Here is a 15,261-nt window from a genome sequence, read left to right as displayed (position 1 = left end):
AACATTAGGCAGAGCGCGGATCAGGGTTCCAGTCGGAACGCGCACGCTTTGCTTCCCGACACCGTGCAATGGTTTGTCCAGTCCGCCGCGTTGACTGGAGTCGTTTGCTTCTTAGTCTCAAGACTCAATCGAACCCCTGCCTTCCCGTCACCGGCATAATCGCATGCCACGAACGTCCCGCTGCGGAGCGTCACTTCGGTCAGCTTGAAGGTCTTCGCGTCACCGGACTTGCCTTCCGGATTCGAGCCCTCCCACGTATCCGCTCCGACCTTGGCCGTATAGTCCCAGCCATACGATCCTTCTGACTCTGTGATCCGGTTCGGGGCCGGACAAACCAGATCGGCTGCGGCTGCTTGCCCGGCAAGGCCCAATGCCACTACCAGGGCGATCGAGACGCTACGCTTCGTCGTCATGCGCATTTCAAGCTCCTTTTGAAGTTGCGGGCCTCATCCTGGCCCATCGTTAGCTTGCGCGTCGCGTGCGCATGGGGCAACGGCCCACCAAAGCGATCTTTGCCTTGTGCAACAGGCACTTGGGCCCGCACTGCCATTTCCGCGCTATCGTCGTACAGGTCACGAAGGAAGCGATTGACTCAGTGATGCGATACCTTCCCACGGGTCTGCATCCAGCGACTTCGCGCGCTTCAAGGCCTTCTTCAAGTCGAAGGCCGAGCCACTTTTCAGTCGGGCGATTTCCTCCCAACGTACCGGCATGGCGACAGGCGCACCGGGACGCGCGCGCAGCGACCATCCGGTGACGCTCGTTGCGCCCCGCGTGTTGCGCAGCCAGTCGATGAAGATGAGCCCTTCGCGCTTGGTCTTGCTGGCCTCGGCGATGTAGCGCTTGGGATGCTCTGCCACCATCGCATCGGCGATGCTTTCGCAGAATGCCTTGACCGCGATCCATGACGGCCCGCGGCGGAAAGGCGCGACGACATGCAGACCCTTGCCGCCAGACGTGCGTACGAAGCTTTCGAGCTTCGCTTCGGCAAGCCGCTCACGGATCTCACGAGCGGCCCCCACGATGGCCTTCCATTCGACGCCGGCAGAAGGATCGAGATCGAACACGAGACGATCCGGCCGGTCGGGCTTGTCCGCATGCGCACCCCACGGATGGAATTCCAGCGTATTCATCTGCACGAGTTCGAGCACGCCACGCACGTCGTCCACGTAGATGTAGTGCGCTTCGTCGCCGTCCTTCTCTTCGATATCCACTGCTTTGACATGCGGACCGAGCGTATCCGCGTGATGTTTCTGGAAGAAGCACGGACCCGTTGAGCCTTGCGGGCAACGCACCAGCGAAAGCGGCCTGCCGCTCAGCTCGGGCAGCATCCACGGCGCCACGGCCTCGTAGTAGGCCGCAACCTCGCCCTTGGTCGGCCCGTCCTCGCCGAACACGCGGCGTTCAGGATGGGTGATGGTGATGCCGCCGACGACGTGCCCGGCCATGATTCAGCCCGCTCGCCGTTTGGCCGGCGCCTTGCGCGTAGAGGTTTTCTTGGCCGCCGTTTTTTTTGCAGCGGCTTTCTTGGTGGCGGTCTTCTTGCTTGTTGCCTTCGCCGGTGGCGCGCGTTTCGCCGCGGGCGTGCGCGTCTTCGAACCGATGCTCTTCTTCAACAGCGCCATGAAGTCCACGACGTTGGTCGTGGCGTTCTCCGGCGTGCGTTCGTCCTCTTCCACCGTCGCCGTAACGCCCTTGCTCTTAAGCCGCTTTTCGATGGCCGAGCGCAGCTTTTCGCGGAACTCGTCGCGGTAATCCTCGGGCTTCCACTTGGCGGACATCGACTCGATGAGATCGGTCGCCATCTCGATCTCGCGCGGAGTAATGCGGTAGTCGGCGGTGGCCTTGCCGGGAAGTTCGAACTCCTCGGTGTCCACCACTTCCGACTTGTAGCGCAGCAGGTTCAGCACCAGGGCATCGTCCTGCGGCATCACCGCCGCAAGGTACTCCTTCGTACGGATCACCACGCGCGCGATGCCGACCTTGCCGGTCTTCTTCAATGTCTCGCGCAGCAGCACGTAACCTTTCTCGGCCTTCTTCGCGGGCAGCAGGATGTACGGCTTCTCGAAATAAGCCGGCGAGATCTCGCTACCGTCGACGAAGCTGTCGATCTCCACGGTCTCGTGCGCATCGCTGGCGGCGTTACGGATATCGTCCTCTTCCAGCACCACGTAACTGCCCTTCTGGTATTCGAAGGCCTTGACGATATCCTTCCAGGGGACTTCGTCGCCGGTCTCGGCATTCACCCGCTCATAGCGCACCGGCGTGTTGTTGCGCTGGTCGAGCATGCGGAAGTGGATATCGTTGCGACGCTCGCCGGACATGAGCCGGATCGGTACGTTGAGCAGACCAAACGAGAGCGTTCCGGTCCAGATGGGGCGGGCCATGGGGCTGTCCTCGGCGCGGGTGTCTCGCGACAATACGGTCGCCCGCGTGCAGGGATTGCAAAAAAGCTCGCATGCAGGGACCGCCCTGGCGGAGAGAAGCCAGAGCACGGGTGGAAACCGCCCTGGCGGCGAAAAAGCCGGAGCACGGTGGGAGCCAGCCTGCTGGCGATGGGAGCTCGCCTCATCGCTACACCGCTTCGTTGGCTTTTCGCCAGCAGGCTGGCTCCCACCACCAGATTGTTATCGCTGCCCCGGTAGCTCCATTCGGCCGTTACTTCGCCCCCACCACCGGCAATTCGATCGCGCTGGCCGTACCTGGCGCGTGCCAGATCTGCTGCGTGGCCTTCTGATAATCCGACGGCTTGGCGAAGAAGATGTTCGGCACGAAGGTCTGCGGGTTGCGGTCGTACAAGGGGAACCACGACGACTGCACCTGCACCATCACACGATGTCCAGGCAGGAAGGTGTGATTCACCGTGGGCAGGCCGAAACGATATTCCAGCGGCGTGTTCGGTGTGAGTGCCTTTGGCGTCGAGAAGCTCTCGCGATAGCGTCCGCGGAAGATGTCCATCGACACCGACAGTTCATAGCCACCCATCTTGGGCGACGTCGCATTCTCCGCCGGATAGACGTCGATGAGCTTGACCACCCAGTCGCTGTCGGTGCCGCTGGTGGACGCATACAGATTCACCTGCGGGGCACCGGCCACCTTGAGCGGCGCGGTGAGCGGCTCGGTCACGTACGTCATGACATCGGGGCGGCCGTCCACAAAACGCTGGTCCTGCACCAGCCATGTCGTCCAAGACTGACGATCGCCGAAATTCACCGGGCGAGGTACGTATGGCACCGGCTTCGCCGGGTCCGAGACGTATTCGTCATATTTCGCGCTGCCCTCTGCAGGGGCCTCAAACGACAACTTTCCATTGGCATTCAAGTACAGCGGACGGCTCGTTTTCGCCTGCGGCCAGGACGAGAAGTGGTCCCAATGGTTTTCGCCGGTGTCGTAGATCAGCACCGGCGGGGTCTTCGCCTTGGGCGCGCCGTCGACCAGATACTGGTTGAAGAACGGCAAAAGCACGTCGCGGCGGAACTGGAGCGCCGTGTCGCCATCCCAGTTCAGCGCACCCAGCGAGGAGGCGTCGTAGTTGACCTGGCTGTGCCGCCAGGGGCCCATCACCAGGTAATTCTTGTCGTTGCCCTTGTCCTTGGGTTCCATGGCCTCGTAGCTATGGATGGCGCCCCACATGTCTTCCTGATCCCAGAGTCCCTGGATCCACATGGTGGGCACCTTGAGCGGCTGGCGCGCCATCTCCTGGTCCAGCGCCTGGGCCTGCCAGTAAGCATCGTAAGCGGGGTGCTCGCTCAGCTTGCGCCAATAAGGCAACTGGTCGAGACCGGCTGCGCGTGCGTAGTCGCCAGCGGAACCTGCGGCGAGGAAGTTGGCGTAGTCGTCGTAACCGGTGCGGGGAATCGTCGCACCCTTCCCGCGCTTGGCATTCTGCCCGGCGATGTAGTCGAAATTGGTCTGGCGAAACGCACCGTAGTGAAACCAGTCGTCGCCCATCCAGCCGTCCACCATCGGGCTCTCCGGTGCCGCCACCTTGAGCGCCGGATGCGGATTGACCAGCGCCATCACCACCGTGAAACCCTCGTACGACGAGCCGATCATGCCGACCTTGCCGTTGGACTCGGGCAGGTTTTTGATCAGCCAGTCGATCGTGTCGTACGCGTCGGTAGAGTGGTCGACGGCCGACGCGTTCAACGGTCCACGCAGGGGGCGGGTCATCACATAGTCGCCTTCCGAACCGTACTTGCCGCGCACGTCCTGGAATACGCGGATATAGCCGGCATCCACGAAGACCTCATCGCCCATTGGCAAAAGGTTGCGCATCGTGGAGGAATCGCTGCGGGCCGCGCGGCCGTCGGCGTTGTACGGGGTCCGCGTGAGCAGGATCGGCGCGTGCTTCGCGTTCTTGGGTATCACGATCACGGTGTGCAGCTTCACGCCATCGCGCATCGGAATCTCGACGACGCGCTTGACGTAGTCGTTGGCGGTGGTGGGCGCGTCGAACTTGGCGGGAATGTCCGGCGCCAGCGGCGCGGTCTGCGCAAAGGCGAAGGACGAGGCAACAGCCAGGGACAGCGCAAGCATGGGCATCAACGAACGATGGGACATGGACATTCCTGTGGCAGCGGGACGGAGGAATCGCCCTAGCGTGCCCCATCCCGCAAGGAAGGGCCATGGGGCCACGGCACAGGCCCAAGCCAAAAAAAACGCCGCTGCATGCGCAGCGGCGTTTTTCTCGCGCGACCGACTCGAAAGCCGGTCCAGCGACGGCGACTTACTGACCCGAAGCGGTCGAGGTCGACGCCGGAGCAGCGGTACCGGCGGCAGCCGGAGCGGCCGTGCTGGCGGCCGGCGGGGTGGCGTCGGCCGGAGCAGCAGCCGGAGCAGCGGCGGTCGAAGCCGGGGCGGCAGCGGCCGTCGAAGCGCTCGACGGGGTCGAAGCAGCGTTGTCTTCGGACTTGTTGCAGCCGGTCAGCATGGCAGCAGCGACAAAAGCCAGGGCGGTGATGGAAATGACCTTCATGATGTTGGGCTCCTCATTCGTTATGTATAGGGCAAGCGCAGCGAAGCATACCGCCGAAATGGCGGCCCTTGCACGGCATTCGCCGCACGCGCGGATAAAAAAAGTACTCGCACCTGTTGCGCAAGCGTCCAGGGACGGATGCGCCAGGCGAGGCTGAGGGCCTCCCCCGGAGGTGTAACAGCCATAGTGAAGCATCGATGTCCGGCGGCGCAGCTGAGACAGCGTTCGCAGACATTTTCAGAATAATCGCGTTCCGCCGGTCGAAGCCAGTCCCTACCCTGTCACCTGGAAGTTGCGGTTCGGCACCCCCGCCGACCCCATGACATGGAGTGACCCTGCCTTGAACATCCCCATCCCCTCCCCGACGCTACCTTGCCGCGCTCATCGCGGCAGCCTTCGCGCGGACAGCCGCCGCGGACCCACCGCTCGTCGCCGACGGCATAGTGCTCGACATCGCTCCCGGCAGCTATGCCACCACTGCTCCTTCCGAGCACGGGCTGCTCGTCATCAATGGCGGCCGAGGTGCCGGCCGCGATGTCGAGATCCGCACCGAGGGCAAAGACGCCCATGCCGTCCATGTACGGGGCCGCGGTGGCCCTGGCCGCGGCGTCGCACTGACTCAAAGCATCCTGCGGACCACCGGTGTCGCTGCACATGGTCTCGCCGTACGCGGCACCGAAGGCACAGGCGCCACCCTCGACACCGTCACCATCATCACCGAAGGCGCCAGCGCCGTCGGTGCCAGCTTCGCCAACCAGAATGCGCATGGCCAGTTCTTTGGCGGGCGGATCGAGACCTCCGGCTACAACGCTACCGGCGTCCTCGGCGAAAACAACGGCAAGTTCTCACTGGAAGATACCCACGTCATCACGCGTGGAAGCCGGGCCCGCGGGCTCATCGCCAGTGGCGCCGGCTCGTCTCTCGAAACGCAACGCGCCACGATCGAGACATCCGGCGACCAGGCCCACGCCGTCTACGTCGATAACTCGGCCACAGCGACGTTGGCAAACACCGCCGTCAGCACCACTGGTGACACCGCTCATGCCATGAATGCCAACGCGGGCATCGGTCTCATCACCGTCAGCAACAGCAGCTTCAAAACCAGCGGCGCGAACGCCACCGCCATCGTCGTTTACGATGGTTCCCGCGCCGTCTTCCGCGAGACCAGCATCGACACCACCGGCGACCGCGCCATCGGCATTGAGGATCGCGGCGCCTCCGTGGGGCTCCAGGACTCCCGCATCACCACTCGGGGCCGTTCGGCCTACGGTGTGCTTTCGAAGGGCGGCGACTACGGCAGCAAGACGCCGTGGATCGATGTACGCGGCACGACCATTCATACCGAAGGCGCCTTCGGTTATGGTGCATCCGCCTCCGGCGGGGGTAGCGTCGACCTCACCAATTCGACCATCAAGACCATCGGTGCCAACGCCCACGGCCTCTACACCAGCGACGGAACCGTGAGCACCACGAACACCGTGGTCAATACCTCAGGGAAGAACGCGTACGGCGCCATCGTGCAGGAGAGCGGCAAGCTCAGCATCGACGGCGGCAGCGTAAGTACGACGCAGACGGCTGCGCTGGGCGTCCATGACCCGGGCCGCATCAAGATCACGGGCGGTGCCGTGGTCGCGGGTGGCAATGGCGTATTCGCCGAGGTCGATGCTGCCTCCACGAAGGCGTTCACCATCGAACTCAGCGACAAGGCACAGGCCGTGGGCGACATCCGCTTGCCTACCGATACCGCTGCCACACAAGCAGATGACACCAAGCTGTCGCTCTCCATCACCAACGACGCGCAATGGTCGGGCGCGTCCTCGATCGTCCGGAACCTCATGCTGACCAACAAGGGAACCTGGGTCGTCACGGGCAACAGCCAGGTAGGCACCCTTCGCCATGATCGCGGCATTGTGACGTTTGACCCGGCCGCACCGAACGAATTCGGCGTCCTGACCATCCTCGGTGACTACGAAGGCCATGAAGGCCTGTTCCGCATGCGAGCCCACCTTGGCGGCGACACCTCGCCTGCGGACCTCGTCCACGTGCTCGGCAATACCACCGGCACCGCCCTGATCGCCGTGGACGTGCTCGACAGCCGAGGTGATCACACCAACGAGGGCATTCCACTCGTACGCGTAGACGGCCGATCGGATGCAACATTCCGGCTGGCAGGCCGCGCCGTCGCCGGCAGCCACGAATACTTTCTGCACAAGGGTTCGCTGCGGCAGCCGGACGACGGCAACTGGTACCTGCGCTCCACCCTGCCACCACCGGTCGATCCCGACATCGATCCCGAGGTGCTCGATCCCGAGACGCCGGACGCCGTCGATCCGCCTCCGGCACCCTCGCCGCCCGTGCTTCGACCGGAAACCGGCACGTACCGCGCCAACCAGACCGCAGCGCTGGACATGTTCCACGGCGGCCCTGGCGCCGGAGAAGACGACGAGGGCGACGCGTCACGCGGCAGCGCGTGGGCACGGTTCGAACGTCGCCACACGACCTTCGACTTCCGTGACCAGATCACTACCACGACTTCCACGAACGAACTCACGGTCGGCACGGACCTGCTGCGCGGCGGCGACACACACGACGCCTATGCGGGTGTCATGGCCGCGGTCGGGCAGTCCGACACCCGCGGTACGTCACTGCTCACCCGCTACTCGGCGAAGGGGCGCGTTCGCGGCACGGCGGGCGGTATCTATGCAGGTGTGCGGACCAAAGACGGCACCTACCTGCGCGGCTGGGCGCAGTACGCTCATTTCAACCAACGCGTGGAAGGCGACGCACTGCCGAGCGAACGCTATGACAGCAATGTCCTTACGGCCAGCGTCGAAGCCGGTCACCGCTGGCGCACAGCCCTCAACACGGAAACGGATGCCTACCTGGAGCCGCAGGCGCAGCTCCTCCTCAACCGGCTGCACGGCGGCTCACACACGGAAGCCACCGGCACACGCGTCAAGTCCCGTCATGCCAGTGGCAGCACCGCACGCCTCGGCATGCGGGCAGCGGCGCGCTGGACGACGCCCGGCGGACACGTCGCCTCGCCTTACGTGTCGGCGAACTGGCTTCGTCGACTAGGGCATCTCGACGCCACACAGTTCGACACGGAATCGATCACGGGCGGGGTCCCACGCAATGCCTACTCGCTGAAGCTCGGCGTCAACTTTCTGCGTTATAGCGGCTGGCGCGCGTGGATCGATGTGGAGTCGCGTTTCGGACCGCGCAACTATCGCCGCGTGGCTGGCACCGTCGGCGTGCGCAAGAACTGGTAAGCAACACGCTGGTGGGTCGATACATTCGACCCACCAGCATCGCAGGTGTTTAGGTATCTCGGGCGGATGCGTCGGACGATCAGCCCGCCAGTTCCGCCGCCTCGGGTCGCGCCCTGCGTGCCGTCGCGGTACTGCCCATCGATGCCAGCACGATGAACCCGATCGCTACCCATTGCGACGGCGTGAGGTGCTCGCCGAGCAACAGCATGGCAAGCAGCGAGGCCACCGCCGGTTCGAGGCTGACCATGATGCCGAACGTTTCGCTGGGCAACCGTTTCAACGCCATCATTTCCAGCGACATGGGTATGGCGCTCGACACGATCGCCACGCCCAGGCCAGCTGCAAGAATGCCCGGGTCCAGCAAGCGCACGCCTGCATGGGCCACGCCGAACGGCACGACCACCAGGCTGGCCGCAACAAGCCCCAGCGACACAGAGTGGCCCGCGTGCAGATGCCCGGCCTGTTTGCCGAACAGGATGTACAGCGCCCAGCAAACCGCAGCAGCCAAGGCAAACATCACGCCCACCGGATCGAGTGCGCTGCGGTGCCCCAGTGGCAACAGCATCACCAGCCCGACCACGGCCGAGGCAAGCCATACGAAATCGACCGGTCGACGCGACGACCACATGGCGACCGCCAGCGGACCGCTGAATTCGATGGCCACGGCAATACCGAAGGGGATCGTACGAAGCGCGAGATAGAACAGGAGATTCATCACGCCGAGCGTGAGGCCGTAACGCACGACGTATCCGGCGTCCCGGCGGCTGAGGGGCCAACGCCATGGGCGCCAGAAGATCAGCAGCACCAGCGCGGAAAAGCCCACGCGCAGGGCCGAGGTACCTTCCGCCCCGACCAGCGGGAACAGTTTCTTGGCGAACGAGGTGCCGATGCACAGCGACGTGACCGAGCCGAGCACGGCCAGGGCCGGCAACCATGGGATGGCACGAGAGGAATTCATCGCGCCACTTTACCGACTAAACACGGCCGTCCCTAGCCGTGTCAGCGCGGCGACGTGCGGCGAGCTCAGTGGCCCGCCGAATCGTCCTCGGCCATCAGAGCGTTGATCTGCGCCTTGTGGGCTTCGTAGAACGCCACGTTCTGCTTGTTGACCTTCGACTGGTCCACATAGGCGGCCATCTGCGGGTTGTTCTTTGCTTCCGAGGCGATGGCGGCATTGGTCACGGCCAGGTTCGCGAGCAGGAACTCGCGCGGCGTGAAACCGTATTTCTTGATGAGCGGCTCGATGCGCGGATCGGCGGCCGTCACCTGCGCAGCCAGATCGTCGAGCGAATGGATCTTCGAGAAATCCGTCTGCGCATCCTTGGGCTTGATGCCTTCCTTCCGCGCCTCCTGCGAGACCTTCACGATACGGTTGAAGACGTCTTCGTTGAGGTTGTAGTTCTGGATCGCCTGCTTGTCGGACGCGGGGATCTGGGATGCAGGATTGGCGGCGGGTGCAGCCTCCTGCGCATAGGAAGCCACCGGTGCGACAGTGGCGGCGGCCAGCAAGGCGGCGAGCAGGTAACGAGACTTCACAGGCAACTCCTTGGGGTCGTGTCCGTACCGGGACGGCGGATCAGCATAGGACGCCAATTGTTACGTAGGCGTCTGTGCGGTTGGCTTTTCTTCAGGAACCCTGGGCGCGTTCCAGCCCATGGCGTTATAGACGTGGTAGCGGAGTACGCCAATGTATTCGTGTATCGCCAGGTCGGCGTAGGCGAGGTTACCGGAGTCGGGAAGCCAGTCGTAACGGGCGGTCACGTAGTCGCCGCGAACCGCATCCCCCCGGATGCCGAAATGGGCGAAATACAGCAATGCCCGCTTCAAATGCGCCGCGGACGACACCAGCACCACCTTGTCCGCGCCATACGCCACCAGCAGCGGCTTGCTGAATTGCGCGTTCTGGAAGGTATTCATGCTGCGCGCTTCGAGGATCAGGTCCGCGCGCGGCACGCCCAGGCGATCGAGCGTGACGGCGTACACATCGGCTTCGGCCTGCTGCAGCTTCATGGCATCGCCGCCGCTGACTTCGAGCTTGCAGTCGGCACCCGTCGCCTTGCACGAGCGGTACAGCTCCGCGGCGCGGAGAATGCGTCCGTTGGCGAACAGGCTGGGTTCGATCGCGCCCGCGCCAGAACGTACCGTGCCTGCCCCGAGCAGAATGATCGCGTTGCGCTTACCCCATTGCGCCACGTCGGGTGCAAAGCCCGCTTGCAGGTGGCCCAGCAGCATCGCCGTGAGCGGTCCGCAGCCAGCAAAGAAGAGCCAGACCAGCGCGATGATGGCGAATGCCAACCCGCCACGGAGGCGGCGGCGCCCCAGCAGCACGATGCCGATGACGACAAGCAGCAGGAAAAGAAGAAGAGTCATGGTCGCGGAGAGTAGCAAACCCGCATGGCGGACATCGGCGTAGCCCGCGCACGAGCGAGCGACGCGAAAATTCAGCGCGTCCCGCCTGCCAGCGCCCGTTCCAGGCAAGTAATGAACTCATCGCCGCTAAACGGCTTGCCCAGGTAGCAGAAGGCGCCATCGGCGATGGCACGCTCGCGCACCGAGTCGTCGGGGAACGCCGTGACGAAGACGACCGGATAGCGCCGGCCGAGATGGCGCAAGCGGCGCTGTAGCGCCGTGCCATCCAGCCCCGGCATCTGCACGTCGGTGACCAGGCAATCGACCTGTTCGTCATCGTCGCGGAGGAAAGCTTCGGCGGAAGCGTAGCTTCGCACCTCATATCCCAGCGACCGCACCAAACTGACGGTGGCCGTCCGCACGGCTTCATCGTCGTCCACGATCGCCACGATCCTGTTAGCGGCCAACCTTGATTCCTCGTCGGGCACCTGCTCGCCCCGTTCGACCCTTACAGTGCGCCGACGAGGCCTCGCTTGGAATCATACGGAAGTGTGCGGTCGCCCTCCGTTCAGGGGCCGATGCCGAGTGCTTCCGCCTGTTTCACCAGCTCCGCCAGCGATTTCGCGCCCATTTTGCGCATTACGTTGCCGCGGTGAATCTTCACCGTGATCTCCGACAAGCCCAGCAGACCGCCGACCTGCTTGTTCATCAACCCGGCGGTCACGTGTGCCATCACCTCGCGTTCCCGCGGGGTGAGCGAGCCATAGGCGGCACGCAGGGTGTCCATGGCCTCCGCGCCTCGGCGATTGGCCGCGTCACGTTCGATGGCGCTGGACACGGCGTCGAGCATGTCCTGATCGCGGAACGGCTTGGCGAGAAAATCGATGGCGCCCGCCTTCATGGCGCGGACCGACATGGGGATGTCTCCGTGCCCGGTCATGAAGATGATCGGGAGGCGGTTATCCATCGCGGCGAGCTGCGCCTGGAAATCGAGCCCGCTCACGCCAGGCAGGCGCACGTCCAGAACGAGACAGCCCGGCGCATCGGCGTGCTCGCGAGCGAGGAAATCGGCTGCGCTGCCAAAGGTCGCGACCTCCAGACCTACCGAGCGGAACAACGAGGCCAGCGCCTCGCGAACGGAAGCGTCGTCATCCACCACGCAGACGATCGGGGCACGCGTGACAGCCACGCTGGGAAGGCGATTCATGCGTGGGCCTCCGCGGCCTCTGCCAGTGGCAGCGTGAAATGAAACGTAGCCCCGCCGCCAGGTCGATTGGTCGCCCAAAGCCTGCCTCCGTGGGACTCGACCGTGGAACGACAGATCGCCAACCCCATGCCCATGCCCTCGCCGCGTGTCGTGACGAAGGCATCGAAGAGGTGTGGCGCGATGTGTTCGGGAATGCCGGTGCCGCTGTCCTCGACCTCTACGAGCAGACCGTCGCTGGCATCGGCGCGCGCCCGTACCACGAGATGCCGCGGCCCGCTGACGGTCGACATGGCGCGCACGGCATTCGCCATGAGGTTAACCACCACTTGCTGCAATTGGACGCGATCGCCGCGAGGCGCGGGCGCGTCGCGGCCGACGTCCACGCGCAACACGATCCGATGCAGGGCGATTTCGCCGTCGAGAAGCTGCGCACACTCCTCCACCAGCGCAGCGAGGTCGAAGCGCACGTGCTGGCGCGGCTCCTTGCTGGCGAGGCTGCGCACGCGATGCACCACTTCGCTGGCGCGGCGCGCGTCGCGCACCACCCGCTCGATCGCGATGCACGCTTCGTCGATGTTCGGCTCCGGCCGGCGCAACCAGCGCAGGCTGGCCTCGCCATGCGTCACGATCGCCGCCAGCGGCTGGTTTACCTCATGGGCAATGGATGCGCTCATTTCGCCCAGCGCCGTAACGCGTGCTGCCTGCGCCAACTCCGCCTGCATCGCGATCACTGCGCGCTCGGTGCGCTTGCGCTCGGTGATGTCCACCACACTGACGAGCACGCGGTCGTAGCGCGCGGGCCCCAGCGGCATGTTCAGCGCGAACAGCACCGTCAGGCGCTCGCCGCACAGGTTGTAGAGATAGGTTTCGCCCTCGGCCACGCCACTGCCGTCGACGATCTTCAGCAGCACACGGGCGAAGGTGCGCTCGGACCCCGGCAGCAGCCGGTCGAGGGGGCCGATCAGGTCCTCACGGCAGCGCGCGCCAAGCATGCGCACGGCGGCCTCGTTCACATCGGTCACCTGGGTGAGCGAGCAGGCCTCCGTGACGAACTCGGGGTGCGCCTCGATGTAGGCGGCGAAATCGGTCATGCCCTGCGCGCGCAGGGCGTCCACCCGATCCATCACCAGCGAATAGTCTTCCTCCCAGAAGGAGACGCGCGCAGTTTCGAACATGCTGCGGTAGCGGCGCTCGCTGTCCGCCAGCGCGGCGGTGGCCGCACGGCGCTCAGTCACGTCCGTGCCGGCTTCGAGGATGACTCGGGCCCTGCCGTACTCGTCGCGCAGGAGCGCGCAGCGCGCCTCCACGATCACGATGCGGCCATCCCGATGACGCTGGAAGACCTCGCCCTCCCAGCGGCCGGCGCCGAACAGCGCGATATCCGCCTCGCCCCGCTCGCCAGGGAACGCCGTGCCCAGGAGGTCGCCCGCACGGCGGCCGAGCGCCTCGTGGGCGGTCCAGCCATAGAGTTGTTCCGCGCCACCATTCCAGAGCACGATCACATCGTCCATGTCGCGCACGAAGATCGAGTCGTGAGTCAGCTCGATCAGCCGGGCCTGCCCGGCGATCGTCAACATGCGCTCGTGGTTGCGCAGGGCGAGGACGCCGGTGATGCCGATCGCCCCGAGGCTCACGGCGCAACGCAGCATGGAGGCGTCCACTTCCGGCCACCCGTGTCCACGAAGGTAGGCCACCGCGGTCAGTACCAGGCAGCCGATCGTCGCGCCGAGGATGGCACGGCGGCTGCCGCTGGCGGCCACCAGCAGCACGACGACCACGTAGACCACCGCCACGGCACTTTGCAGCGGGGTGAAGGTATCGACCAGGAACACCCCCAGCGCCAGCAAGGTACCCGCTGCCATCAGCACGCCCGCCACGAGCCGGCGCGGCCGGGCGACCGGGGCGTAGGCATGGCTGTGGAGAGGCCGGAATCGTGACATCGGAGGCACCGGGACCGTGGCGTCTTGGAGGAATTGGCCTGAAGTGTTTCGGATTGCCGCGGCGAGAGTCTTGCACGCCGGTGATGGTTTTTGACCGTTACGGCACAGGCGCTACAAGAAATCCACGGGACGCCCACTCATCCTTTGGTATGGACGGCCCCGACCGTATGTAGAATTCAGTCGCTTTCGCATCGCGCATAGGCTGCTCGCATGGGCAGTCCCGCCCATGAGCCGCCGCCATGGAGCACACGCAGATGCGATACGAAACCAGCGCTTTTGCCGCAACGGGAGGCACGCGTGCCCCCGACGTCATGCATGGCATGGCGACCTTCACCCTCGCCGCCGCTGAAACCGAGTCGAGTGTCACCCGACTGCTGGAACAGGCCCTGACGGCCGCCGAGACCGACCTCGCCACGACCCGTGCCTGCGTGGCCCGCGTGGCCGCCCTGCTGGAACGCGAAAGCGCCCCCGCCGTCGCGCCCCGCCGTCGCACGGGTGCGGGGCTCGCCCCCTGGCAGGCTCGCCGTGTCGCCGCGCACGTCGAGGAGAACCTCGGGTTCCCGATCACCATCGACCAGTTGGCGGCCATCGCCGGCCTGTCGAGCAGCTACTTCTGCCGTGCCTTCAAGGACAGCTTCGGCGATCCGCCGCACGCGTACATCATGCGGCGCCGGGTCGAGCGCGCGCAGTCGCTGATGCTGCAGACCCGTGAACCGCTGAGCCAGATCGCGCTGGCCTGCGGACTTTCCGACCAGGCGCACCTGTGCAACCTGTTCCGCCGCCTGGTGGGGCAGAGCCCCAGCCACTGGCGGCGTGCCCGCTGGCAGGAGGCCTAACCGAAGAGTTTGGTGGCGACCTCGGCAATGTGCCGGCCCTGGAAGCGCGCGCCCGCCAGCTCGTTCTCGCTGGGCTGCCTGGATCCATCGCCGCCGGTGATGGTCGTGGCGCCGTAGGGGCTGCCGCCGGTGACTTCGTCGAGTTTCATCTGGCCCTGGAAGCTATAAGGCAGGCCCACCGGAATCATCCCCAGATGCAGCAGGTTGGTGATGATGGAGAACAACGTGGTTTCCTGACCGCCGTGCTGGGTGGCCGTGGAAGAAAAGGCACCGCCGACCTTGCCGTTCAAGGCACCTTTCGCCCACAGCGACCCGGTCTGGTCAAGGAAATGAGCCATCTGCGAGGCCATACGGCCATAGCGCGTACCGACGCCGACGATGATGGCGTCGTAGTTGGGCAGGTCGTCGACCTTGGCGATGGGAGCGGACTGGTCCAGCTTGAAGTGCGAACTGCGCGCCACGTCGTCCGGCACCAGTTCCGCCACGCGCCTGATGTCGACTTTGGCGCCCGCCTCGCGGGCCCCTTCGGCCACGGCCTGGGCCATGGTCTCGATGTGTCCGTAGGACGAGTAGTAGAGAACCAGAACATTGGCCATGGGGAGGAACTCCAGGGAAAGGTTGGTAGGGAAAAATAGTCGCGACACCGTCTAGGTCATGTGTGTGGGCAGACCACCGCCGC

General features: G+C 64.9%; 14 protein-coding genes. 2 read left to right on the top strand and 12 right to left on the bottom strand.

Going from position 1 to position 15,261, the window contains the following annotated elements:
- Positions 1–20: 20 nt before the first annotated feature.
- The 5 genes from IM816_RS02755 to IM816_RS02735 form a co-directional block, all read right to left on the bottom strand.
- Positions 21–419: a DUF3757 domain-containing protein gene (locus tag IM816_RS02755; protein ID WP_250339701.1), complete on the bottom strand. Its 399-nt coding sequence runs from the start codon at positions 417–419 to the stop codon at positions 21–23.
- A 153-nt stretch (positions 420–572) separates the two neighbouring features.
- Positions 573–1,448 carry a non-homologous end-joining DNA ligase gene (ligD, locus tag IM816_RS02750; protein ID WP_250339700.1) on the bottom strand — a complete coding sequence of 292 codons (876 nt, stop codon included), beginning with the start codon at positions 1,446–1,448 and terminating at the stop codon, positions 573–575.
- 3 nt (positions 1,449–1,451) lie between these two features.
- Entirely contained in the window at positions 1,452–2,387 is a 936-nt protein-coding gene (ku, locus tag IM816_RS02745) for a non-homologous end joining protein Ku (RefSeq protein ID WP_250339699.1), read from the bottom strand.
- Positions 2,388–2,658: 271 nt separating this feature from the next.
- Positions 2,659–4,563 (bottom strand): CocE/NonD family hydrolase, encoded by a 1,905-nt coding sequence (locus IM816_RS02740; RefSeq protein WP_250339698.1) that lies wholly within the window; start codon positions 4,561–4,563, stop codon positions 2,659–2,661.
- A 166-nt stretch (positions 4,564–4,729) separates the two neighbouring features.
- Positions 4,730–4,978 carry a hypothetical protein gene (locus IM816_RS02735; RefSeq protein WP_250339697.1) on the bottom strand — a complete coding sequence of 83 codons (249 nt, stop codon included), beginning with the start codon at positions 4,976–4,978 and terminating at the stop codon, positions 4,730–4,732.
- Between the two features lie 443 nt (positions 4,979–5,421).
- Here IM816_RS02735 and IM816_RS02730 point away from each other — a divergent pair, with 443 nt between their 5' ends.
- Positions 5,422–8,250, top strand: a complete 2,829-nt coding sequence (locus tag IM816_RS02730; protein WP_250339696.1) for an autotransporter family protein — start codon at positions 5,422–5,424, stop codon at positions 8,248–8,250.
- Between the two features lie 79 nt (positions 8,251–8,329).
- Here IM816_RS02730 and IM816_RS02725 read toward each other — a convergent pair whose 3' ends face one another.
- The 6 genes from IM816_RS02725 to IM816_RS02700 all read right to left on the bottom strand — a co-directional run bounded on the left by IM816_RS02725 (position 8,330) and on the right by IM816_RS02700 (position 13,746).
- Entirely contained in the window at positions 8,330–9,208 is an 879-nt protein-coding gene (locus IM816_RS02725) for an EamA family transporter (protein WP_250339695.1), read from the bottom strand.
- A 65-nt stretch (positions 9,209–9,273) separates the two neighbouring features.
- On the bottom strand, positions 9,274–9,786 hold the full coding sequence (locus IM816_RS02720) for a hypothetical protein (protein WP_250339694.1): 513 nt from the start codon (positions 9,784–9,786) through the stop codon (positions 9,274–9,276).
- A gap of 60 nt (positions 9,787–9,846) precedes the next feature.
- On the bottom strand, positions 9,847–10,620 hold the full coding sequence (locus tag IM816_RS02715) for a YdcF family protein (protein WP_250339693.1): 774 nt from the start codon (positions 10,618–10,620) through the stop codon (positions 9,847–9,849).
- Between the two features lie 71 nt (positions 10,621–10,691).
- Positions 10,692–11,039: a response regulator transcription factor gene (locus tag IM816_RS02710; protein WP_218184749.1), complete on the bottom strand. Its 348-nt coding sequence runs from the start codon at positions 11,037–11,039 to the stop codon at positions 10,692–10,694.
- A 128-nt stretch (positions 11,040–11,167) separates the two neighbouring features.
- A complete protein-coding gene (locus tag IM816_RS02705) occupies positions 11,168–11,806 on the bottom strand; it encodes a response regulator transcription factor (RefSeq protein ID WP_250339692.1) in 639 nt (212 codons plus the stop codon).
- Entirely contained in the window at positions 11,803–13,746 is a 1,944-nt protein-coding gene (locus IM816_RS02700) for a PAS domain-containing sensor histidine kinase (RefSeq protein ID WP_250339691.1), read from the bottom strand. Before IM816_RS02700 ends, IM816_RS02705 begins: the two co-directional genes overlap by 4 nt.
- A 254-nt stretch (positions 13,747–14,000) precedes the next feature.
- Here IM816_RS02700 and IM816_RS02695 point away from each other — a divergent pair, with 254 nt between their 5' ends.
- Positions 14,001–14,582 carry a helix-turn-helix transcriptional regulator gene (locus IM816_RS02695; protein ID WP_143144533.1) on the top strand — a complete coding sequence of 194 codons (582 nt, stop codon included), beginning with the start codon at positions 14,001–14,003 and terminating at the stop codon, positions 14,580–14,582.
- On the opposite strand, the gene wrbA is transcribed toward IM816_RS02695, so the two are convergent.
- Complete coding sequence (wrbA, locus tag IM816_RS02690) at positions 14,579–15,178, bottom strand: NAD(P)H:quinone oxidoreductase (RefSeq protein ID WP_250339690.1); 600 nt, start codon at positions 15,176–15,178, stop codon at positions 14,579–14,581. The two genes, IM816_RS02695 and wrbA, sit on opposite strands and share 4 nt — an antisense overlap.
- Between the last annotated feature and the right edge of the window lie 83 nt (positions 15,179–15,261).

It is taken from the genome of Luteibacter flocculans (assembly GCF_023612255.1).
Lineage (GTDB): Bacteria > Pseudomonadota > Gammaproteobacteria > Xanthomonadales > Rhodanobacteraceae > Luteibacter > Luteibacter flocculans.
This window is presented reverse-complemented; position numbering and strand designations above follow the sequence as displayed.

Bases quoted from the DNA above. Each gene is read 5' to 3' on its own strand.
- IM816_RS02700 (WP_250339691.1), bottom strand. From the start codon at position 13,746: ATGTCACGATTCCGGCCTCTCCACAGCCATGCCTACGCCCCGGTCGCC.
- ku (WP_250339699.1), bottom strand. From the start codon at position 2,387: ATGGCCCGCCCCATCTGGACCGGAACGCTCTCGTTTGGTCTGCTCAAC.
- IM816_RS02705 (WP_250339692.1), bottom strand. From the start codon at position 11,806: ATGAATCGCCTTCCCAGCGTGGCTGTCACGCGTGCCCCGATCGTCTGC.
- IM816_RS02735 (WP_250339697.1), bottom strand. From the start codon at position 4,978: ATGAAGGTCATTTCCATCACCGCCCTGGCTTTTGTCGCTGCTGCCATG.
- IM816_RS02695 (WP_143144533.1), top strand. From the start codon at position 14,001: ATGCGATACGAAACCAGCGCTTTTGCCGCAACGGGAGGCACGCGTGCC.
- IM816_RS02715 (WP_250339693.1), bottom strand. From the start codon at position 10,620: ATGACTCTTCTTCTTTTCCTGCTGCTTGTCGTCATCGGCATCGTGCTG.
- ligD (WP_250339700.1), bottom strand. From the start codon at position 1,448: ATGGCCGGGCACGTCGTCGGCGGCATCACCATCACCCATCCTGAACGC.
- wrbA (WP_250339690.1), bottom strand. From the start codon at position 15,178: ATGGCCAATGTTCTGGTTCTCTACTACTCGTCCTACGGACACATCGAG.
- IM816_RS02755 (WP_250339701.1), bottom strand. From the start codon at position 419: ATGCGCATGACGACGAAGCGTAGCGTCTCGATCGCCCTGGTAGTGGCA.
- IM816_RS02725 (WP_250339695.1), bottom strand. From the start codon at position 9,208: ATGAATTCCTCTCGTGCCATCCCATGGTTGCCGGCCCTGGCCGTGCTC.
- IM816_RS02740 (WP_250339698.1), bottom strand. From the start codon at position 4,563: ATGTCCCATCGTTCGTTGATGCCCATGCTTGCGCTGTCCCTGGCTGTT.